The sequence below is a fragment of the Photorhabdus africana genome (genome assembly GCF_035181445.1).
In the GTDB taxonomy this organism is placed as follows: Bacteria; Pseudomonadota; Gammaproteobacteria; order Enterobacterales; family Enterobacteriaceae; genus Photorhabdus; species Photorhabdus laumondii.
Window position 1 is genome coordinate 1 of record NZ_JAXBVE010000261.1, and the last position, 262, is coordinate 262.

1 protein-coding gene is annotated in these 262 nt (G+C 53.8%); it reads left to right on the forward strand.

Annotated features, from left to right (window positions below):
* Positions 1–262: Rpn family recombination-promoting nuclease/putative transposase (locus SLS51_RS23685; RefSeq protein ID WP_323840903.1), on the forward strand; the 262-nt coding region annotated here is incomplete at both ends.

A 262-nucleotide genomic window follows, 5' to 3' on the forward strand; every position in this document is an offset into this window, starting at 1 on the left:
GTACTCGGTCGAAACGGCCCGGGGACAGGGCTATATCTATTGCCTGATTGAACATCAGTCCACCCCTGACCCGTTAATGGCCTGGCGGCTGATGTATTATGCCATGTTAGCGATGGCGGCTCACCTGAAAAAAGGCCATACTGAACTCCCTTTGGTGGCACCTCTGCTGTTTTATCATGGTGAGATTCGGCCGTATCCTTACTCAAACCGGTGGCTGGATTGTTTCACGCTCCCCGAACAGGCGGCTCGCTTATACCGTCAG